At 43.4% G+C, this 21,644-nt stretch carries 14 protein-coding genes and 1 pseudogene; 14 read left to right on the top strand and 1 reads right to left on the bottom strand.

Annotated features, from left to right (window positions below):
* Positions 1-17: 17 nt before the first annotated feature.
* The 11 genes and pseudogenes from DW083_RS03135 to DW083_RS03095 all read left to right on the top strand — a co-directional run bounded on the left by DW083_RS03135 (position 18) and on the right by DW083_RS03095 (position 14,826).
* Positions 18-1,612, top strand: a pseudogene (locus tag DW083_RS03135) (sulfatase).
* Positions 1,613-1,823: 211 nt separating this feature from the next.
* Entirely contained in the window at positions 1,824-2,363 is a 540-nt protein-coding gene (locus DW083_RS03130; protein ID WP_122331392.1) for an RNA polymerase sigma factor, read from the top strand.
* 63 nt (positions 2,364-2,426) lie between these two features.
* The gene (locus DW083_RS03125; protein ID WP_122331391.1) at positions 2,427-3,410 is read left to right on the top strand and encodes a FecR family protein; all 984 of its coding nucleotides are present in this window, start codon (positions 2,427-2,429) and stop codon (positions 3,408-3,410) included.
* A 198-nt stretch (positions 3,411-3,608) separates the two neighbouring features.
* Positions 3,609-4,892, top strand: a complete 1,284-nt coding sequence (locus DW083_RS22470) for a SusC/RagA family TonB-linked outer membrane protein (RefSeq protein ID WP_233551721.1) — start codon at positions 3,609-3,611, stop codon at positions 4,890-4,892.
* The gene (locus tag DW083_RS23305; protein ID WP_255419774.1) at positions 4,892-5,701 is read left to right on the top strand and encodes a TonB-dependent receptor; all 810 of its coding nucleotides are present in this window, start codon (positions 4,892-4,894) and stop codon (positions 5,699-5,701) included. Before DW083_RS22470 ends, DW083_RS23305 begins: the two co-directional genes overlap by 1 nt.
* Positions 5,698-6,849, top strand: a complete 1,152-nt coding sequence (locus tag DW083_RS23300; protein WP_255419773.1) for a TonB-dependent receptor domain-containing protein — start codon at positions 5,698-5,700, stop codon at positions 6,847-6,849. The genes DW083_RS23305 and DW083_RS23300 overlap by 4 nt, the downstream gene beginning before the upstream one ends.
* Before the next feature lie 18 nt (positions 6,850-6,867).
* On the top strand, positions 6,868-8,475 hold the full coding sequence (locus DW083_RS03115) for a RagB/SusD family nutrient uptake outer membrane protein (protein ID WP_122331390.1): 1,608 nt from the start codon (positions 6,868-6,870) through the stop codon (positions 8,473-8,475).
* Positions 8,476-8,589: 114 nt separating this feature from the next.
* Positions 8,590-9,825: a 3-phosphoshikimate 1-carboxyvinyltransferase gene (locus tag DW083_RS03110; RefSeq protein WP_122331389.1), complete on the top strand. Its 1,236-nt coding sequence runs from the start codon at positions 8,590-8,592 to the stop codon at positions 9,823-9,825.
* 30 nt (positions 9,826-9,855) lie between these two features.
* Positions 9,856-10,278 (top strand): phospholipase, encoded by a 423-nt coding sequence (locus DW083_RS03105; protein ID WP_122331388.1) that lies wholly within the window; start codon positions 9,856-9,858, stop codon positions 10,276-10,278.
* Positions 10,279-10,366: 88 nt separating this feature from the next.
* Positions 10,367-11,170: a metal ABC transporter permease gene (locus DW083_RS03100; protein WP_115498863.1), complete on the top strand. Its 804-nt coding sequence runs from the start codon at positions 10,367-10,369 to the stop codon at positions 11,168-11,170.
* 41 nt (positions 11,171-11,211) lie between these two features.
* The gene (locus DW083_RS03095) at positions 11,212-14,826 is read left to right on the top strand and encodes a cell envelope integrity protein TolA (protein WP_122331387.1); all 3,615 of its coding nucleotides are present in this window, start codon (positions 11,212-11,214) and stop codon (positions 14,824-14,826) included.
* A gap of 55 nt (positions 14,827-14,881) precedes the next feature.
* On the opposite strand, the gene DW083_RS03090 is transcribed toward DW083_RS03095, so the two are convergent.
* On the bottom strand, positions 14,882-15,469 hold the full coding sequence (locus tag DW083_RS03090; protein WP_122331386.1) for a DUF417 family protein: 588 nt from the start codon (positions 15,467-15,469) through the stop codon (positions 14,882-14,884).
* 813 nt (positions 15,470-16,282) lie between these two features.
* Here DW083_RS03090 and DW083_RS03085 point away from each other — a divergent pair.
* From DW083_RS03085 to DW083_RS03075, 3 genes are all read left to right on the top strand, one after another.
* Complete coding sequence (locus DW083_RS03085; RefSeq protein ID WP_122331430.1) at positions 16,283-16,867, top strand: RNA polymerase sigma-70 factor; 585 nt, start codon at positions 16,283-16,285, stop codon at positions 16,865-16,867.
* A 185-nt stretch (positions 16,868-17,052) separates the two neighbouring features.
* Positions 17,053-17,916 carry a FecR family protein gene (locus DW083_RS03080; RefSeq protein WP_233551720.1) on the top strand — a complete coding sequence of 288 codons (864 nt, stop codon included), beginning with the start codon at positions 17,053-17,055 and terminating at the stop codon, positions 17,914-17,916.
* Positions 17,917-18,201: 285 nt separating this feature from the next.
* On the top strand, positions 18,202-21,618 hold the full coding sequence (locus tag DW083_RS03075; protein WP_122331429.1) for a TonB-dependent receptor: 3,417 nt from the start codon (positions 18,202-18,204) through the stop codon (positions 21,616-21,618).
* Positions 21,619-21,644 lie beyond the last annotated feature (26 nt).

Here is a 21,644-nt window from a genome sequence, read left to right as displayed (position 1 = left end):
AATAAATTCACATGGAGATGAAAAATACAATCAACTACGGAGCTTTATTAGCTCCCGCCCTTTTGCTTTCCGCCTGCGGAACGGGGCAAAAGGAGGCGGCGGAGAAGCCGCTCAACATCGTCCATATCATGACGGACGATCATTCGTATCAAACGATCAGCGCCTATGGACATGCCTTGGGCAAGTTGGCACCTACGCCTAACCTGGATCGTTTGGCCGCAGAAGGTATGTTGTTCCGCCAGGCTTTCGTGGAAAACTCACTTTCTACACCCAGCCGGGCTTGCTTGATGACCGGACTCTACAGCCATCAGAACGGGCAACGGCAGTTGGGAAAAGGTATCGACACGACGAAGACTTTCTTCTCCGAGATATTGCAGCAACACGGCTATCAGACCGGCGTTGTCGGTAAATGGCATATGCAATGCGAGCCGAAAGGGTTCGATTATTACCATGTGTTGTGGGACCAGGGGGATTATTATAATCCGGAGTTCAAGAGCAAAGAGTCAAACGGCAAGTATATAAAGGAAGAAGGGTATGCCACGACCCTGACCACCGATCATGCTATCGAGTTTCTCGAGGAAAGAGATAAGAATAAGCCTTTCTGTCTGTTAGTCCACCATAAGGCCCCGCACCGTAACTGGATGCCGGATACGAAGTATATGGATTTGTATGAGGATGTGGAATTTCCATACCCCGATACGTTCAATGATGATTATGCCACCCGTTGCGACGCCGCCCGTACGCAGGAAATGCGTATCGACAAAAATATGACTTTAGTCTACGATTTGAAGGTCGATGAGCTGAGACACAGTGAAGCTTGCCAAAACGAGTGGAACCTGAAAGGCTGGGACGGCTCCTTGGACCGTATGACTCCCGAGCAGCGGGAAGCCTGGATCGCCTCCTATAAACCCCGTAACGAAAAGTTCATCAACCAGAACCTGAAAGGCGAAGATTTGGTGAAATGGAAGTACCAACGTTATATCAAGGATTATATACGTTGCATCAAGCTATCGACGATGAGGTAGGCCGTTTGATCGCCTATCTGGAAAAGGAAGGGCTGATGGATAATACCGTGATTGTTTATACCTCCGACCAAGGCTTCTACATGGGCGAACATGGCTGGTTCGACAAGCGTTTTATGTACGAAGAATCTTTCCGTACGCCGCTCATCATCCGTTATCCTGCCAAGATCAAAGCGGGAAGCGAATGCACGGCCCTGGTCCAGAACATAGACTATGCCCCGACTTACCTGGATATAGCGGGAATCGAGAAACCGGATTATATGGTAGGAACCTCTTTGGCCCCTTTGTTCGGCGGCGAGACTCCGCAGGACTGGCGCCAATACCTGTATTATCATTACTATGATTATCCGGCTATCCACATGGTACGCCGTCATGATGGCGTGCGGGACAGCCGCTATAAATTGATCCATTTCTACGGCGATAAGAATGAGGTCAACGAGGCGATCAACTGTGATGAACTGTATGACTTGCAGAACGACCCGAACGAACTGAACAATCTGTACGGCAACCCGGATTATGCCGACGTTACCGCTCGTTTGCAGAAACAGCTGGATCAGTTCAGAGTGGATCAGAAAGTAGATGAATATTAAGGAGCTTACTCCTTCTAAACATGAGGATGTGCCAAAGGTGTGGGAACAAGGATGGCACATCTTCATGTTAAATAGATTACAATAAGTTCCCTTCCGGAATAGAGAGATATGCCAATCAGTTTGTATAAAAAGCCTATTCTTGAAGCCGATTCGATCGCAATCCGAAATTTATCGTATATTTGGGGGCTGAGGAGATAAAAACCGGAGGAATATGTCTAATACATTTACCACAGATGAAAAGCTGATAAAAGCGATTGGGAAGAGTGATTACGTTAGTTATAATAAACTGTTCGAACGTTATTATGCTTGCCTTTGCCAATATGTCTATAGCCTTCTTATGGACAAGAACGATGCGGAAGATGTTGTGCAGGATTTATTTCTTACTTTATGGAAGAACCGGGAACGGATTGAAATTAGAGAAAATGTCAGCGGGTATTTATATAGGGCTGCTAAACATTTGGCCTTAAACCATCTCCGTTCAAAGGTGCATTTTAATAATTTGTCGGAGAGCCAGGATCAATTTTCTTATGAAGACAACAGGGTCGAATCCGAAGAATTCAGGATCGCTCTTTATGGCTGTATAGACCATCTGCCGGACCGTTGCAGGGAAGTACTGTTGCTTCACCGCATAAAAGGAATGAAGCAGAAAGAAATATCGGAAAAACTCGAAATCTCTGTAAAAACAATCAAAAATCAGATTTGGTCGTCACTCCAGAAGCTGAAACGTTGCCTGGAATTGAAAGGAATATAAATTTTTTGAGTCCTCGATAGGACCTTTTTTTATTTGTCGTGTCATATAATAAAAGCGGGATTAATGGAAGAACAAAAACATATCAAAGATTATATTGTCGATTATCTGTTGGAGGAGGATGCGGGAAAGCGCGTCGATCCGGTGTTGGCGGAATGGTTGGCGGAGGATGAATCAAACAGGAAGGATTTCGATCTGTATAAGAAGATTTGGGAAGAATCCCATCTTTATACGGAATCCGGGACCTATGATTCCGGTCTTGCCTGGGAAAAGGTGGATGCGATAAACGGACAAAAGAAGAGTTCCCGGCAATATTTGCGGAATATATCCTATGCGGTTTCCGGTGCTGCCGCTTCGTTATTAATCGTTCTTACCCTTTCTTTTATGGGCGTTTTCCAAAAAAAATCGGATGTGTTGGTACGTATGACTGCCGATTATGGGAATCGTTCGGAGATTGTTTTGCCGGACGGGTCGCTCGTCAAGCTGAATTCAGGATCGGAAGTCGCTTATTCTTATGACCCGAAAAAGAAAATACGGGAGGTCGCCTTTCAAGGGGAAGGCTTTTTCGATGTGTCTAAGAGCAAAGAGCCTTTTGTGATAAAGACGGCCGGCGGTTTGAATGTGAGAGTTTGGGGAACATCCTTCAACCTGCAGGCTTATACCGATGATTCGGTTGTCCAGGCTTCCCTGGTCGAAGGTTGTATTGAACTGGAGAGCGGAAAAGAAACGCTGATCATGAAGCCGGGCGAAATAGCCGTCTTCGATAAGAATACCAATAAGATCAAGCAGGTAGGAGGCATATTGTCCCATTCGTATGGTTGGTTGGACAATAAACTGTATATGGAAGATATGCCGTTGTCGATTGTCTGCAAGTATCTGGAAAGATGGTATGATGTGGAAATTACGCTGCAATCCGGCCTGGGCGAAGATATCCGCTACAACGGTGTTATACAGGAAGAAACCGTGACGGATGTAATGGAAGCCTTATCCCGCCTGAGCCATATAAGCTATCATGTGAAAGGAAAACATATAAGTATAACCTCTAAATAGTATTGCCTATGAAGTAAAACACACCATGTGAATACACAAAAACGGGAAATGCTGGAACATCTCCCGTTATAAGTTTGATCATAAAAATTAGTGCTTGTAACACTAATAGTTAACTAACAATCAATTTGCAAATATATGAATTTATTTAATATGTTAGAGCTGGATTCATCTCCGGCCCTTAAAAAGATATTATCTATTATGAGATTAACGACATTATTCCTGATTGTTTTCTCGCTTAATATCTCTGCAACCGTTTATTCACAAAACACAAAGTTGTCATTGGATGTACGGAACCAGTCGATAAAGGAAGTCCTTTATTTGATCGAAAATCAATCTGATTTCCGGTTTATCTATGAGAGTGGAAAGATTAATCTGGATAAGAAAGTTTCTATCCAGGCAAAAGGACAAACCGTAGAAACAGTTTTAAAACGTCTTTTTGAGCAAGAAGGGGTTCAGTATGAAATTACGGAAAACAATCTGATATTGATAAACCCTGCTGATAAAAAGATGGATAGTAGTTCTTTGGCTAAGATGCAACAAGGAAATCGGCATATCACAGGTGTCGTAAAAGACAATACCGGTGAACCTGTTATCGGAGCAAATGTGGTACAGAAAGGAACTACCAACGGAACGATAACAGATGTGGAAGGACGTTTTTCTCTGGATGTGCCGGATAAAGCTGTTTTGTTGATTTCTTATATCGGATATACTCCCAAGGAAGTACTTGTTGGAAGCCAGTCTTCTCTTATTGTCGAATTGTCTGAAGATACAGAGGCATTGGAAGAAGTGGTGGTTATCGGTTATGGTACTGCCAAGAAAAAGGATTTGACAGGAGCTATTACACAAGTCCGGGCAGAAGAGATAACGAAGACCAATAGTCCGAACCTGGGTTCTGCATTGCAAGGTAAAATCCCCGTTGATATTGGGGGAGTATGGAAACCGGGTAGTAATCCGACAATTGAAATTCGTGGTATAAACTCTATTACCGGTTCCAATGATCCGCTTTGGGTTGTTGATGGAATTCCCATGCAGAGTTCGAGTGTGAATCTGAATCCGAATGATGTGCAGTCGATAGATATTTTAAAAGATGCTTCTGCTTCTGCTATTTATGGCGCCAGAGGTTCAAATGGTGTTGTTATTGTCACAACAAAACGAGCCGAGGCGGGAGAATCTTCAATCAAGGCAAGTTATAGTGGTTGGGTTGGATTTGATAAAGCTGCAGGAAAGCCGAATTTTATGTCTGCAGATGAATTTGTCGATTATAAACGGAGAGCATTGGCGAATGCCGGACAAGATAATTCGGACGCTGCGATGTTTGATGATGTGGAACTAAACTCGTGGAAAAACAGAACATTCACGGATTGGTTTGATGAAGTATGGGGAGGAACCGCTTTTGCAACTAATCATAATTTGACGGTTAGTGCAGCCAGTAAAAAGACTGCAACAATGCTTTCTTTGGGATATCTCGATCAGGCTCATTAGTGGATAATGCCGGATATAAGAGATTCAATGTTAATTTCAATAATACTTTTAAATTTTCAGAGCGATTAAAATTGACAACTGCAATTTTAGGCTCTTATTCCAAGAATGATGCTCTTCCTGATTATATATACCATATTTATCAGCTATCTCCGTTGGCTCCGGTAAGAGATGAGAAAGGAGATTTGAAATTATATCCGACGCCAAATGAATCGTTGGTTACCAATCCGTTGTGTGAGATTCAAAACAATCAAAATACCACTGAAGAATATGGAGTTATAGGCTCTGCTGCTTTGGATTGGAATATTTGGGATGGATTATCATATAAATTCTCTGTTGGTGTGGATTTTACGGATACGAATAAAGGTATTTATCAAGGCAGTGAGACTCGCGAAAGGAGTGGAGGGGCACATGCTGCAAGTTTTGATAGCAGAACAAGACTGTCTTCAGTTATAGATAATATATTGTCTTATAATAAAGAAATCAATAGTAATCATAGAATCGGTGCTATGGCGGCATTTAACGTCGAGCAGTTTCAGGAAAAATCAGTCTATTTGAAAGGAACTGATATGTATTATGACGGGTTGTATTATAATCTGGAATCTGCATCTACAATTCTTGATAAAAATACGAAATTGTCAGAGTGGGGGATTATGTCTTTTATGGGACGTATCAATTATACATTACTGGAACGTTATCTTTTCACTCTTACTTATCGTTATGACGGCTCTTCAAGGCTTTCCGATAAAATAAATGGGCAGGTTTCCCTTCTATGTCTGTTGCCTGGAGACTTTCTGAAGAATCTTTCTTGAGCGGTGCAAAAGCGAAATTCCTGGATAATCTGAAATTACGTCTTTCGTGGGGTAATACAGGCAACACAAATGTAGACCCTTATGAGACATTAGGTAAATTGTCCAAGACCTATTATTCGTGGAATGAAAGCGCTGCTATCGGAACCATTCCTACCGGCATTCCGAATCCTGATTTGAAATGGGAGAAAACGGAGGAATATAACTTAGGATTGGATTTCGGTTTGTTTAATTCCCGTTTGACAGGAGCTATAGACTTATACCATAGAACAACGAAAGACTTGATCCTTAAGCGGAAACTTCCTGTAACATCAGGCTTCTCCGAGATCTTTCAGAATATCGGAAGTACAAGAAATAAGGGGGTTGAAATTGTCTTGAATGGGGATATTATCAGAAATTCCGATTTTAGATGGAATATGGGAATTACGTTCCTGAAGAATAAGAATGAAATCTTGGACCTGTATGGAGACAAGAAAGACGATGTCGGGTCTAACTACTTTATAGGTAGTCCTATACGGGCTTATTATCTGTTGGATTTCATCGGAGTTTGGCAAGAAAATGAGGCTTCTGAAGCAGCACGTTATGGTGCGAAGCCCGGATATCCTAAATATCGGGATATTTATAATAAAGAAGGGGAGGAACCGAATATTAATCTGAATGACGATAGATATATTATCGGTAGAGACCCATCGTGGATCGGAAGTTTAAATACGTCATTGGCTTATAAAGGCTTTGATTTCTATGTGAGTTTATATACTCGACAGGGAGTTAAAGCTCTTTCGGAGACTCATAAACAAAGTAATGATGATCCGGTAAGATATAGAGGTTTCAGTGCCAACTACTGGACACCTGAGAATCAATCTAACAGTCATCCGGCTCCTGCAATTAAGGGTACATACACTGAATTGGGGAATAGCGACTACTTTGTTAAGGATGTGTCTTTTGTTCGTATATCCAATATTTCATTAGGATATACTTTACCTCAGAGTTTCATTCAGAGATTCAAGATGGAAAATGCAAAGGTTTATATAAACATCAATAACCCGTTTGTTTTTACACCGTTTGACGGGCAGGACCCTCAAGTCGGAACGGATAAAAGATCGTATCCGGCTGTTACTTCCTATCAATTAGGGATCAATCTTAATTTTTAAACCTAAAAATCAATAGAAATGAAAAAGATTATATTGACATGCCTTGTTTTTTCAATTCTTTTCTCCGGTTGTAACATTTTAGATGAAGATCCTAAAACAGTGCTGCCACCTGATGGATATTACAATACGAAAACAGGTATAGAAACATTAATAAATGCATGTTATGCCAGATTACGTTCTTTTACTGCATCGACGACTAATTTATTGCAGCTGACAGAGCAGGGAACGGATATTTTTGAAGCCGGAATTGACGGAGATGTGAATTTTGATACTTATAATATTTCACTTACAGCCGGACAGATCACCAACGTATGGGAGGATTGCTATATTGGCATTAATGCCTGTAACAATGTGACCTATTTTATCGATCAGGTGCCCAATATGTCTGATTCGGAGAAAAAAGAGCGTGAGGCGGAAGCCCGCTTTTTAAGGGCATATATGTATTATCATTTGGTGATGCAGTTTGGTGATGTCCACTTATCACTTGAACCGACTATCGGGGTTCAAACGGAAGCAAACCGGACTCCTGTAAACCAGATTTTTGATGAAGTCATTTATTCGGATTTACGGTATGCCGTTGAGAATTTGCCTGTAAAACAGACCGATTACGGCCGGATAGACGTCTATGGAGCCAAATTCTTCCTCTCGTATGTTTTGCTTTCCGATGAAAGAAGCGGTAAACCTCAATTTGAAGAGGCTGCCCGGTTGGCAACGAGTGTTATCAATGAATCTCAATATACACTGCAAGCCAAAAGAGCGATGGTTTTCGATCGGGAATATGATATGAACAACGAAATTATCTGGAGCTTACAGTTTTCCGAGGATGAATCTTTAAGGGAAGACGGAAACCAAACCCATTTGTATTTTATACCTAAATATGATGCAAATATTCCGGGAATGACCCGTGTGATAGAATATGGACGTCCTTACGCCCGCTTCAAACCGACTCAGTTTATGTCGGAACTCTATGACGCGTCGATAGACTCCCGTTATGAGGCTTATTGGCGTGATACATGGTACGCGGTTATGGCAACAGATAAGCTTGCGATTGGAGATACAGCATTTTATTTACCTAAGAAAGCATGGGGAAAGGACCTGATTGATTCCAAGAATTATATGGTGTATAATCCGGAGTCCAGTGAAAGCTTGGGCGTAAACTATCAGACGGTAAATAATCGTATCTTTTTGCAATTGAAAAAGTTTGAGGATCCTAAGCGTCCTACTGTCAATGAAGCGAGAGGAACAAGGGACTGGATCTGTTTCAGGGTTGCCGAAGCTTATCTTTTGGCAGGGGAAGCGTATTACAGAGATGGAAATATGGATGATGCTGTAAAATACATTAATACATTGCGTAGGAATTGTGCGATAGAAGGGAAAGAAAAAGAGATGGAGATTTCAGCTTCTGACCTGTCCATAGATTTTATCTTGGATGAACGCGCCCGTGAACTTTGTGGAGAGGGAAAACGTTGGTATGACCTGAAACGGTTGGGCAAACTGATCGAGAGAACGGACTTGTACAATACGAAGGCGCACGGCAATATGAAGCCGTTCCATGAATTACGTCCTATCCCGCAAAGCCAGATCGATAGATGCACGAATGTGTATCCGCAAAATCCGCAATGGTAAAATATTTATTCGACACAAACGGGTATCGGCGCATTTTATAGTTGCTTATGAAGGGACGGGGCTGTTTATTCCGATAAAATCAGTATTTTTGTGCTCCATTAATGTGATAGTCAAATGAAGTACAAGATAACAGCTCCTTCCCTGCTGAAAGCTTCCGTCAAGCTTCCCGCCTCTAAAAGTATCTGTAACCGTGCGTTGATATTGAATGCGCTGAGTTATAGTCCGTATGAGATTCAGAATCTGTCGGATTGCGATGATACGGAGGTGATGGTGAAGGCGCTCGACTCGAATGATCGTGACTTTGATATAAAAGCCGCGGGGACTGCAATGCGGTTCCTGACGGCTTTTTTGTCTAAGGTGGTGGGCGAATGGACGATTACGGGGACGGAGCGGATGAAGAACCGGCCGATCAAGATATTGGTGGATGCGCTTAATTCGCTTGGGGCGCGGATAGAATATATGGAGAAAGAAGGCTATCCTCCGCTCCGTATTTTCGGAAGTGCGTTGCACGGAGGCGAGATTTCGCTTGCCGGCGGAGTCAGTTCACAGTATATTTCGGCCTTGCTGATGATCGCTCCTTTGATGGAAAACGGTTTGACATTGCATCTGGAGGGGAATATTATTTCGAAACCTTATATTAACCTGACTTTGCAACTGATGGCGCAATACGGGGTGAAGGCGGAATGGGACGGGCAGACGATCAAAGTACGCCCGCAGGAATATAACCCGGTTCCTTTTACGGTCGAATCCGATTGGAGTGCCGCTTCCTATTGGTATTCCATGATGGCATTATCGCGGAATGCGGAGATCGAATTGTTAGGATTGTTTAAGAATAGCCTGCAGGGAGACGCTGCCGGAGCGAAGCTGTTTGCGCAACTCGGTGTCGGCACCACTTTTACTGATCGCGGCATAGTCCTGAAACACAACGGCAACAGTGTGAAGAAGCTGAACTATAACTTCGTGAATGAGCCGGACCTGGCTCAAACCTTTGTTGTCACCTGTGTGTTATTGAATACCCCTTTCCGTTTTACGGGTTTGCAAAGTCTGAAGATAAAGGAGACAGACCGCATCGAGGCGCTGAAAACAGAGCTTCGCAAGTTGGGTTATCTGCTGACGGACAGCAATAACAGTATCCTGGAATGGAACGGCGAACGTTGTGAGCCGGAAGCGCATCCGGTCATTGCGACCTACGAGGATCATCGCATGGCAATGGCATTTGCGCCTGCCGCCCTTGTGCGTCCGGAAGGGATCGAGATTGCCGATCCGGAGGTGGTGAGCAAGAGTTATCCTCATTTCTGGGAGGATTTGAAGATGGCCGGATTTGTTGTCAGCTCCGACGCAAATAGATGAAAAAGTGAATATAGAAAAAAGGACAAGGATATGTGGTATATTGTCATAGGTATTATCGTATTGGGTGTCATTGCCGCCATCGCCGGCTATTTCCGGAACCGGAAGTTGCAGAAGATGTTGGAACGCGGCGAGATTTCGGAAATTCCCGAAGCGCAGGAGCTTGTCACGGACGAGTGTTGCGGGCAGCATGAAACCTGCGAACGCGACAGTCTGCTGGCTGCCGTCAGCAAGAAAATCGAATATTACGATGATGAAGAACTGGACCGATTCCAGGGCGTTGATTCCGATGCGTATGACGAAGATGCCGTGAACGAGTTTCGCGACGTGCTTTATACCTTGCAGGATGTGGAGGTGGCCGGTTGGCTGCGCAGCCTGCAACTTCGTGCGATCAGTTTGCCGGATGCCCTGAAAGACGAGGCGTTTCTGATTGTCGGCGAACGGCGTGTGCATTAAGTTCCATGCCTGTGGAATTTTAGTTTCATGGGCATGGAACTAAATTTTCATGCCCATGGAATAAAAAAAGGATGTAATAAGAAAAAGAATGGATTTACTGCAATATAGCTTTTTTCAACATGCCCTTCTGGGCAGCCTGCTTACTGCGATCGCCTGCGGCATTGTGGGAACGTATATTGTGTCCCGCCGCCTGGTCTTTATCAGCGGTGGTATTACGCATGCCTCTTTCGGGGGATTGGGATTAGGTTTCTATTTAGGGACGAATCCGATTCTGATGGCGATGCTTTTTTCGGTGCTTTCCGCGTTCGGTGTGGAGTGGGTCAGCAAGACGCAGAATGTGAGGGAAGATTCCGCCATTGCCGGTGTCTGGTCGTTGGGCATGGCGTTGGGAGTGATCTTTATCTTCCTGACTCCCGGCTATGCGCCGAACCTGTCTGCTTACCTTTTTGGGAATATACTGACGATTTCGACGGGCGATATCGTTTGGATTGCGGCATTGGCACTGTTGCTGGTCGTTCTTTTCAGCCTTTTCCTGCGTGAGATTGTCTACGTGGCGTTCGACAGGGATTTTGCCGTTACGCAAGGGCTGCCTGTCAAGTGGATCGAGTATGTGATGATGTTCTTCATTGCCGTGACGATTGTCCTTTCGATCCGTTTGGTCGGTATCATGTTGTTGATGAGCCTGCTGACGTTGCCGCAGATCACGGTAAACCTCTTTACGTCAGACTTCAAAAAGATCATGTTCGGCAGTATTGCCATCGGCTTTTTAGGCTGTGTGGCAGGGTTGGTCTTGTCCTATTTCCTGAATGTTCCTTCCGGTGCGTTTATCATTCTCGTCCTCGTCCTTTTCTTTTTGATAGTGAAAGCAATAAAAGCCGTCTCCAAGCGTTAAATGAATGATATAAATCCTCATTTATATCACAAACGAATACAATGAAGAAAGGTTTCTACTATATATTGGCATTAATAGTTGTCTCTTTGTTTTGGTCTTGCAGTACGAAAAAGAATACCAAGGCGAACCGCTTTTACCATGCCTTTAACTCCCGCTACAATATCTATTTCAATGGTAAGACCTCTTTCGATGAAGCCTTGCTTTCCATGCAGAATGGTTACAAAGAGAGCTATTCCGATATGATCCTGATGTATCCGATCAGTGCACAGCCCAAAGACAAGCAAACCGCCGGAGGCCCTTTCGACCGCGCAATCGAGAAAAGTAATAAAGCCATCAAGCTCCACTCCATCAAGACAAAGCCGCCCAAGAAACCGGGATGGCGCAACGACCCCAAACAACGCGCCTGGCAGGAACAGGAGGAATATAACCCTTTCCTGAAAAAGTGCTGGCTGATGATGGGGCAGGCCCAGTTCTACAACGCTGACTTTCTGCAAGCATCCGCAACGTTCTCTTATATCGCCCGCCATTATGCGCATGACGAGGAAGTCGTGGCCGAAGCACGTCTCTGGCAGGCACGCTGCTATTCGGAGATGGATTGGTTCTACGAGGCCGAAGATATCTTAGGCAAACTCAATACGAACGGTATTCCCCGGAAGAATCTGAACCAATATGCGACGGTCTATGCCGACTACTTAGTGAAGAACAAACAATATGAAGAAGCCGTCCCTTACTTCAAGACGGCTATCAAGGCGGAGAAGAACCGTCGCCAACGGACTCGCATGAAGTACCTGTTGGGACAGATATATGCCGACCAGGAGCAAAACGGACTCGCTTACCAGATGTTCGGGCAGGTGATAAAAGCCAATCCTCCGTATGAACTCGAATTTGCCGCCCGCATCCGTCAGACCGAAGTGTTTACCGGCGGAAACTTCCAGAAAGTAGTTAAGATGTTGCAGCGGATGGCGAAGAGCGACAAGAATAAAGACCTGCTCGACCAGGTTTATTATGCTTTGGGAAATGTCTATCTGAGCCGGGAAGATACGGTCAACGCTATCAAAAACTACGAGTTAGGTGTGGAGAAAAGTACCCAGAACGGCTTGGACAAAGCGATCTGCCAGATCAAACTGGGAGACCTCTATTTCCAGAAACGCGACTATGTCAAGGCGCAGCCGAACTTCAGCGGCGCTCTGTCCGGCATCCAGAAAGAATATAAGGACTATGAACGTGTGTCCAAACTCTCCGCTATCCTGGACGAACTGGTCGTCCATGTGGAAGCCGTCCATTTGCAGGACAGTTTGCAGACGCTTGCCAAGATGCCCGAAGCGGAACGCCTTGCCGTGATCGACAAGATCATCGAACAGGTAAAGAAAGAGGAAGAAGAGGCGAAAGCTCTTGCCGAGAAGGAAGCTTACCTCGCTGAACAAGAGGCAAAAGGAACAGGCATCGACCGTCCGGGAACGGAAACAGGTGGCATCACCTTACCGACCGCATCCGGAGGTTCCGGCTTTTATTTCTACAACCCGCAGGCTGTTGCGCAGGGAAAAACCGCTTTCCAGCGTAAATGGGGACGGCGAACGCTGGAAGATAACTGGCGCCGGCGTAAAAAGGAAATGTCCACCTTCAATGAAGAGATGGCAAACGGCGAAGAAGCGGCAATAGACTCTGTCGCTTTAGGTCCTGACGGCTTGCCGATAGCTGCCGATTCGTTGGAAGCCGGCTTGGAACCGGTTGCCGCCGATGATCCGAAGACGCGCGAATACTATATCCAGCAACTTCCGATGACACCTGAAGATGTGGAAGCTTCCAATATCATTATAGAAGACGGTCTCTATAATATGGCGATGATCTATAAGGACAAGCTCGAAGATATCCCGTTGGCCACCGAAGCCTTTGAGGAACTGGAACGCCGTTTCCCGAAACACAACCATCTTTTGGAGAGCTATTATCAGGTCTATCTGATGGCGCTTCGTTCGGGTAATACGACTTTGGCTACCGAGTATAAGAACAAGCTGATCAATATGTTCCCCGAATCGGATTATGCGATTGCGATTGCCGATCCCAATTACGAATACAATATCCGCATGATGGATGTGATGCAGGATTCTATTTACCAGGCTACTTATAGCAGCTACTTGGCGGAAGATACTGTGACTGTGCGCCGTAACTTCCGCGAAGTCAGCGCCAAGTATCCGTTGGCGGACCTGCTGCCCAAGTTCATGTTCCTCGATGCTTTGACCTATGTGCAGGCGGGAGATGCCGAAGGGTTTAAGAATGCCCTGAAAGCATTGGTAGAGAAATATCCGTCCGCCGATGTGACGGAATTGGCTGGTGAGATGCTGAAAGGTGTCCTTCGCGGGCGTATGATGGTTCAAGGCGGTGTCAGGGGAATGACCTGGAACCTGCGTTTTGGTGTCGGTGACGATGGTACGCTTTCGGCTGCCGACTCGGCTCGTACCTTTACGGCTGAACCGAACACCTCTTACCGGATGCTGTTGATGTATCCGACCGGAACGCTCGACCGTAACCAGTTGCTCTTTGCCGTTGCCGCTTATAACTTCGCCAACTTTATGGTGAAAGAGTTCGACTTGAGTTTTGAGGAGGCAGGTCCGATGACTATGCTGACCATTCATGGTTTCTTCAACCTCGATGAGATTCTCCATTACTATAAGATGATCTACGGAAAAGACGGGTATGCGACGGCTTTGGATAAGAATGTTGCCATCCTCCCGATTTCCGATGATAATTACGAAACACTGATGCGTGGTAAGACGCTCGAGGAATACGTCGACTTCTTCCAGGAAAACTTCGGCGAGGCTGCACCTGAATTGGCCGCCCGTTGGAAAGCACGCATGACTGCCGAGCAAATCAAGGAAGAAGATGCAAAAGCCGAGGCTGAAAAAGCTGAAGCAGAAGCCGTAGAGATCGAAGAGGCAGAGGAAAACATCCCGGAAGAAACGCCTGTCGTACAGCCTAAGGAAGAACAGCCGGTTAAGAAAACCGTCCGTCCGAAGGAACAGCAACAACAGCAAGCTGCCGAGCCGCCGGTAAAACAACAAGTCGTAAAAGACACGGTTCCGGTTGAGCGTCCGTCTGTTGCTGATACTACGATTGTCCGTCAGGAAGAGGAGATTGTTAAAGACACTGTGGCCCCGGTACAGGCCGATACCGTTCCAGCCGTTGTTGCCCCTGTTGAGCAACCGAAGGAACTCACCCTGAAAGAGATCGAAGAACTCCGCAAGCGTGAAGCCGCCGAAGAAGCCGCCCGCAAGGAAGAAGCCCGCAAAGCCTTTGAAGCCCAACAAAAGGCCGAAAAAGAGTTGCAGGAAAAGAAAGCGAAAGAGAATGAAGAGCTTCTGAAGAAGCAGAAAGCCGAAGAAGAAGCCTTGTTGAAAGCGAAAGCCGACCGGGAAAAACAACTCGAACGTGATCGTAAAGCCAAGTTGAAACAAACTGAAGCCGAACGTAAAGCGAAGCTGAAAGCCCGCGAAGAACTCCGCAAGCAGAAGGAACGCGAATACAAAGAGCGCCTCAAGCAGAAGGAAAAAGAGCGCAAGCAGAAAGAACGCGAATACCAGGAAAAGCTGAAAGCCAAAGAAAAAGCCCGCCGCGAAGCCCAAAAGGCGAAGGAGGCGGCGGCAAAGGCGAAAAGAAGATAAGGCATAATGAAAAAGGGAATGTGTCTGACTTTTGACACACTCCCTTTCTTCTTTATTATCTTTTCTGTTTCAGTATTCTCTGTGCACAGTCTGAAAGTAACACGATTGCCCCGGCAATAATCGCCGTGTCCTTTATCACCAATCTGCCGGCCCCTGTCAAAAGAGGGAAGCCATGTTCTCCGCTTCCGAGGTCCGGAACCCATACTTCGGGCGTTGTGACGAGGAAGGAAAGCGTCCCGATTGTCATAATGATTGCCAGTCCTGCGCCGACCAAACCGATTTTAGGAGAGAAAATACCCAGGAACGTAAGAATGCCGATCGCCATAATCAGGATGCCCAATCCGTGCGAGAATCCGTATGTATTGTTTTCCACATGCCACTGATGTTTTGTCTCGTTGAACTCTCCTTCTTTCAGCTTATATTCCTTATATTCGGGAGCGCTTTTCGTATAGAAGAAACTCATGAACGGGCTGTTGGCTACAAACGGAACGATGCCTTCCGCCTCATAGTTATAGAACTTCAATCCTCCGATCCAGACGAAAATGATCAGGATCGCAACGCGGATCAGGTTAATACCCAGCTTCTGAGTAGAAGCCGCCATGTTCAGAAATGTGTAGAATAAGTTACTTAATTTAGTCATCATGTCTTTGCTGTTTTTATGTGTTATCTTTTATAATGCAAAGTACGCCCTCTTTTGTCTTGTAGCAAATGGCAATTATGCTGTATAAGTTATCAATTTTCCCTAATCTACGGTATATATTGGGGCTCACCCGATAATCATTGGGGATAAATAAATTCATTATTTGCCAAGCGTGAAGGTCCTGACTCGTCAAGATTGCCTGCGAAATGGTATTGCAGCACTTCATGGGGTTATAGTGCCGTACAAGAATGAATAACCCGGCAGATAGAATGAACGATGCGGGATGTGTGCTCCTTCCATACCTACCCGCTATTCATGTTACAGCCGTGAAACAAAAGAAATCCAACTGTAACATAGAAGGAAGACAGTTGTGACATGCAAAGAATACAACCGTAACATGCAATAGAGGACCGATGTTTATTCGTTATTGATTCATTATTTGCCAAGTTTAAACTGATCTGTATAACCTGCCTCATCCTTGTGTTTATTCCCAATGACTATCGGGTGAGAGAATATACTGGGGGAACGAAACCCCTATAAACAATTAAAGGCTGTCTCACGACAACCCCTAACCAACTTTGTTAACCTTAAATCTAATACTATTATGAAAAAACCACAGTGCAAATGTACGGCTTCCCCGCAAATTATCAATGGTTGAAGTGTTAATTAGTACTGCTGTGTTTCTAATAAAAATTAATTGCTAACGAATAAGCCTTTTATCGAAAATAAAATTATCTTTGTCTGGAAATATAAAGAAAAACGTAATAGTCAATGGGCTCCGCGCTTTTTTACCACAGATTGAAAGGAGACGATAATATGGAAGCGAAAATTGACATTGAAAGAATAAGGAAAGGGGATCATGTTGCTTTTAAAACTTTCTTTGAATGTTTCTATCCTAAATTGATGGCACTTGCTTGTCGTTTTGTAGATGAGCAAGTGGCTAAAGATTTGGTGCAAGAGGTTTTCGCTTCTTATTGGGAGCAGAAAAAGATGATACAACCGGATAATATTCAATCTTTTCTCTTTAAATGGTTACAAAATAGTTGTCTGAATCATATTAAACATCAAATGGTAGTCGACGAATATGAATCGCGTGTTCGTATTGCAGAGGCGCGTATTGCTTTTTTAGGTGAAGCCAGCGATGCCAATGAAGTCCTTAAGTCTGTTATAAATCAAGATTTGCGTGAGATAATAGAGCTTTCCGTTAATAAATTACCTCCTAAATGTGCACAGGCTTTCCGATTGGCCTACTTCCATGATATCAGTCATAAAGAAATAGCCGAAATTATGGGAATATCTTCGCGAACAGTTGAAGGGCATATCAGGCAGGCGCTTGTTTTTCTCCGGGAAGACCTGAAAGGACTTTTTATGCTTATTTTCATGCTTTGTAACATAAATTGAATTTTTCCTCATATTTGACTACGTAGTTTGTTTCGTCTTAGTTGTCTTCTTTGTATAAACACAATAAAAAGATGGACGAACAATTACTCATACGATTCCTCACTCACACTTGTACTCCGGAAGACCTCCGGTTAGTCGACCGGTGGATTGCTTCCAATAAAGCGAATGCAGATTGGCTGTTTGAGATGGAACGTGTCTGGAGTTTGAAAGATGAGCTACGATTTTCAGATAAAAGGGAGATAGAGGAGGCATATAATCGTTTTACTCTTTCCCAGGGAAAGAGTAAAAATGCTGAACAGCATTTTTACCTATATTCAATATTAAAATATGTGGCAGCTGTCCTCATCATCGGATTATTAGGATTGAATCTTTATAAAATGGTTCAACCGGCAACTGTAGGCGAGAATACGGTTGAAGTACCCAAAGGACAAAGAGCATCTCTAATGCTTTCCGATGGAACAAGGATCTGGTTGAATTCCCAAAGTAAACTTATTTACCCGACACAATTTTCTGACAAGGAAAGGAATGTCCGGCTTGAAGGGGAGGCTTTTTTCGAAGTGGCCCATAAGGAACATCTTCCTTTTGTCGTGCATTCACCTTTGCTGGCAATAAAGGTATTGGGTACGAAATTTAATGTAAAAGCTTACTTGAACGAAAAGTCCGTTGTCACATTAGCAGAGGGAAAAGTTGAAGTGGAAACAAACGACTGTAAAAATAAATTGACTCTCAAACCAAACGAACAGATTTCATATTCGGAAAGTTCCGGTTTGACATTGGAAAAGAATATCAATACGAATACGGTTAAGTTGTGGATGAACGGAGAAGGCGCTTTCATCCAATGCCGACTTGATAATATTGTCCGTGATTTGGAACGGAAATTTGATGTGAAAATAATTATAACAGATCATTCTTTAAGTTCTGAGGTTTTTACTTGCCGCTTTAAGGATACAGCTACGATTGAACAAGTTTTACATTTACTGAAAGAAACCCGGAGATTGGATTATTCATTTGAAGGGGAACAAATACGGATTTTCAAACCATTAAAATAAAAAGCCTATGGGAAAGGATTTATAAAAACGAAGGCTGAAGATACGGCAATATCTTCAGCCGGGATTAAGCGAGTAACGCTTTAGTGAACCTAAATTTATTACTAACTAATCATTTACAAATGTATGCATTATATTATGAAAAATACGCCATGCGGTGTATATAAATCGTCATGGCTTCGAAAAAGTCTAAATATTATGAGATGTGTTATATTATTCATACTATTGGGAACCTTACAGTCTTTTGCTAATTTGAGCTATTCACAGTCGGTGAAATTGTCATTGAATATGGAAAATACGACAGTACAAGAGGTCCTCGCTACTATTGAACAAAAAAGTGGTTTCTATTTCACTTATAATTTAGAACAGGTAAAAGTAACTCGTAAGGTTACTGTTAACTTTAAAGATAAGACAGTTCCCGAAATGTTGGATGAACTATTTGCAAAAGAGAATATCCATTATGTGATAAACGACAAGCATATTGCCTTATATAAAGGAAACGAAAGGCAAGCTACTTTACAAGCAAAGATAAATATAAAAGGCGTAGTAACGGATAAAAACGGAGAACCGATCCCCGGTGCCAATATCATTGAAAAAGGAAATCCTACTAATGGGACTATTACCGATGTCGATGGAAATTACACTTTATCCGTTTCTGGAAATTCTGTGTTGGTAGCTTCTTATATAGGATATAATAGAATCGAAATTCAAGTTAAAGATCGTTCCGTTGTCGATATTACATTATCAGAGGATACGCAAGCATTGGAAGAGGTAGTTGTCGTTGGTTATAGTACTCAGAAGAAAGTAAACCTGACTGGCTCGGTCTCCACTGTCAATTTTGAAGAAATGTCATCAAGGCCCGTTACCGATGCCTCTCAAGCGCTTAGCGGTGCCTCACCTGGCCTTCAGATCATGCAAAGTTCCGGGCAACCTAATGCAGAGAGTTTTTCTTATAATATTCGCGGCGTCGGGACATTGAATTCTTCCAGCCCTCTTATTCTTGTTGATGGAATGGAACAAAGCATCAGTATGGTCAATCCTTCTGATATAGCCAATGTTTCCATCCTTAAAGATGCGGCTTCTTGCGCCATATATGGAAATCGCGGTGCTAACGGTGTTATCCTTATCACGACCAAAAACGGTACGGAGGGTAAAATTAGTGTGACGTATGATGGCACAGTCTCATATAATGAACCTTTCAAAATTGTTCATACAATTTCGGATTATGTCCAGTATATGAAATTGATGAATGAATCATCTAATAACTTGGGAAACTCCGATATGTTTTCTCAGAGTTCTATTGATCTTTGGGAAGCAGCTAAAGCTGATCCTAACGGAATTTCTGCTTCGGGTTATCCGAATTATGTCGCTTATCCCAATACAGACTGGTGGGATGAGATTTATACGAAGCAATGGATGCAGAAACATACGATTTCACTCAACGGCAAGGAGAAGAAAACAGGTTATTCAATGAGCTTTTCCTATATAGATAATCCGGGTATCATGAAGAATACGGGATATAATCGCTATATGGGGCGTGTGAACTTGTATTCTGACATTACCGACTGGCTGCGGGTTGGAACTCGTACATCGGGAAATGTTACCGATCAAGAAGTCAGTGTTACCAGTTATAATGGGAGCAGTCATATCAATTCCATGAACACGGAGAAGATGGTTCCTTGTATATATCCGTATTATGATGGAAAATATGGTGCGCCGGAAGGACCCGAAGAGGATCCGCAGTCGCATAACGGGCTTTGGGATAATGTATTGAATGGGTTTGACAAATATTCACAACTTTATACGGAGTGGTATGCTCAAGTCAAGTTTCTGAAATATTTTACATATAACTTTGATTTCTACTATCAAGATCTTCGCCGTGAGAGAAAAGTCTCGGACGCTTCCGTTGGAAAGTTCAGTTTTTCTAAGGGGGCTTATTCAACAGGAGCTGATGACCCCTCAACTCTTTATACTCGTATGTATTATACAAGAACGAATCGCACGAAGTTGAATCATTTACTTAATTATAACCAGTCTTTTGGCGTCCATGATGTGTCGGCTATGATTGGCTATGAGGAAGAAACGTATGGTTATAGAGAGACGAATGTCAGTAAGTTGGGACTTACAGATGCCGCTGTAAATGATCTTGATGCCGCTACAACACCTTACTCGACGGCTGGTTATGGGACTGAATATGCTGCCCGCTCGGTGTTCGGACGTGCGAATTATGCTTATAAAAGCAGATATTTGCTTGAGTTTAACTTACGCTATGATGGCTCTTCGAGGTTTTCTCCTGATTATCGCTGGGGAGCTTTCCCTTCTTTCTCGGCCGGCTGGCGTATGAATGAAGAGTCGTGGCTTAAACCAGTACAGTGGTTGACAAACTTGAAACTTCGTGCTTCTTGGGGTAAGCTGGGCAACAATGCAATCGGCAATTATGATTGGCAGTCTGTATATTCGGCAGCAAATTATTCTACCGGTCAAGCTTTGACAAGTGGTATTGCCATCACTTCTATTGCCAATGCCGCTCTTACTTGGGAAGAGACAGCCGTTACCAATGTGGGGCTTGATTTTGGTTTCTTTGATAATAAATTGAACGGTAATATAGATGTTTATAATAAGTTGACTACCGGAATTTTATATACTCCTGATATGTATATGGTGATGGGGAATGCGACTGCTCCGAAAGCGAATATTGCGGAAGTTACGAACAGGGGTGTTGAATTAGAGCTTGGATGGAGAGATAATATCGGCAAGGATTTCAGCTATAGCATTAAAGGTCAGTTTTCTTTTAATAAAAACTTTGTCAGCAAATATAAAGGTAAATTGGAAAAAGGATGGAATGAGGAACATACGGAATATTCTACCAATATAGGAGATGTTTCTACCGGTAGTACTACAAGAGTTATCGAAGGACATCAGATTAATGAATTTTATCTTCCTAATGTTTATAATGGTAACGGTTCATATTTCAATGCGGACGGTACGGTCAATATAAATGGTGGTCCTAAAGATGGTATGATCCGTACGGACAACGATATGCAATGGCTTCAGGCCATGCAAGCGGCAGGTTATACTTTCCAACCTTATAATAATATTGCTAAAAATGCACTTTGGTATGGCGAGTATATTTATGCAGATGCGAATGGAGATGGAGTTTATGGTAATTCATATGATTCTGAATTTCAGGGGACTTCAACCACTCCAAAATATAATTTTGGTATCCAGGCCAGCGCAAACTGGAAAGATTTCGATCTTTCTATGACTTGGGGAGGATCTGCCGGATTTAGTATTTACTACTATGGTAGGGCAAGGAATTCAAGTGAAACAACTTATGGCTATGCAATTCCAGATGCGGTAGCGGATGATCATTATTTCTATGATCCTGAAAATCCATCGGATCCGAGAACCAATCTGTCTTCAAAACAACCTCGTTTGGTTAATGTGTCGGGGGCTCAGAGCTCAGCAAGTTCTTCTCTTCATTTGGAGAAAGGAAATTTCATTAAACTTAGAAATTTGACTTTAGGATATACAATGCCTAAAAGTATTTCTAAAAAGTTCTATGTTGAAAGGCTTCGTGTCTATGCTTCCGGGGAAAATCTCTTTGCGATTACCGGTTTCTCTGGTATGGATCCTGAAATGCGTGTTAGCATGGGATATTCTACTATGCGTCAGTATGCCTTCGGTATAAATTTAACATTTTAATTATTTTGGAAACAGCTAATATATTG

This window comes from Parabacteroides sp. AF48-14 (assembly GCF_003477465.1).
GTDB lineage: Bacteria > Bacteroidota > Bacteroidia > Bacteroidales > Tannerellaceae > Parabacteroides > Parabacteroides acidifaciens.
Note: the sequence above shows the minus strand (reverse complement) of the source record. Positions and strands in the feature narration are given on the sequence as shown.

What these genes read in the sequence shown, in the direction of transcription:
- DW083_RS22470 (WP_233551721.1), top strand. Translation starts at nt 3,609, where the DNA reads ATGAGATTAACGACATTATTCCTGATTGTTTTCTCGCTTAATATCTCT.
- DW083_RS03075 (WP_122331429.1), top strand. Translation starts at nt 18,202, where the DNA reads ATGGAAAATACGACAGTACAAGAGGTCCTCGCTACTATTGAACAAAAA.
- DW083_RS03105 (WP_122331388.1), top strand. Translation starts at nt 9,856, where the DNA reads ATGTGGTATATTGTCATAGGTATTATCGTATTGGGTGTCATTGCCGCC.
- DW083_RS03085 (WP_122331430.1), top strand. Translation starts at nt 16,283, where the DNA reads ATGGAAGCGAAAATTGACATTGAAAGAATAAGGAAAGGGGATCATGTT.
- DW083_RS03125 (WP_122331391.1), top strand. Translation starts at nt 2,427, where the DNA reads ATGGAAGAACAAAAACATATCAAAGATTATATTGTCGATTATCTGTTG.
- DW083_RS03095 (WP_122331387.1), top strand. Translation starts at nt 11,212, where the DNA reads ATGAAGAAAGGTTTCTACTATATATTGGCATTAATAGTTGTCTCTTTG.
- DW083_RS03090 (WP_122331386.1), bottom strand. Translation starts at nt 15,469, where the DNA reads ATGATGACTAAATTAAGTAACTTATTCTACACATTTCTGAACATGGCG.
- DW083_RS03130 (WP_122331392.1), top strand. Translation starts at nt 1,824, where the DNA reads ATGTCTAATACATTTACCACAGATGAAAAGCTGATAAAAGCGATTGGG.
- DW083_RS03100 (WP_115498863.1), top strand. Translation starts at nt 10,367, where the DNA reads ATGGATTTACTGCAATATAGCTTTTTTCAACATGCCCTTCTGGGCAGC.
- DW083_RS03115 (WP_122331390.1), top strand. Translation starts at nt 6,868, where the DNA reads ATGAAAAAGATTATATTGACATGCCTTGTTTTTTCAATTCTTTTCTCC.
- DW083_RS03110 (WP_122331389.1), top strand. Translation starts at nt 8,590, where the DNA reads ATGAAGTACAAGATAACAGCTCCTTCCCTGCTGAAAGCTTCCGTCAAG.
- DW083_RS03080 (WP_233551720.1), top strand. Translation starts at nt 17,053, where the DNA reads ATGGAACGTGTCTGGAGTTTGAAAGATGAGCTACGATTTTCAGATAAA.